This window comes from Microbacterium sp. GbtcB4 (genome assembly GCF_019091465.1).
GTDB lineage: Bacteria > Actinomycetota > Actinomycetes > Actinomycetales > Microbacteriaceae > Microbacterium > Microbacterium paraoxydans.
On the sequence record NZ_JAGXJJ010000374.1, the window covers coordinates 1 to 245 of the forward strand.

Below are 245 nucleotides of genomic sequence, written 5' to 3' on the forward strand. Positions count from 1 at the left end.
GGGCGGTCTGCTTGGCGGTGTCGTTGGCGTCGAAGCCGCCCGTGAAGGAGCCCTTCTGAGTGGCGGCGTCCCAACCGAAGACCTGGACGTCGGCCGACTTGTCCTCGTTGTACTTCTCGCCGCCGAGCTGGTAGCCGTCCATGAAGACCGCGACCGACGGGATCTGCATGCCGCCGTAGGTGCCGACCTTGTTCACGCCGGCCTCAGCGGACCAGGCGGCCGCCGCGTTGCCACCGAGGTTGGCG

At 68.6% G+C, this 245-nt stretch carries 1 pseudogene; it reads right to left on the bottom strand.

The window, feature by feature from the left end:
• A pseudogene (locus KVS71_RS18200) lies at positions 1-245 on the bottom strand (BMP family ABC transporter substrate-binding protein); the annotation flags it as partial.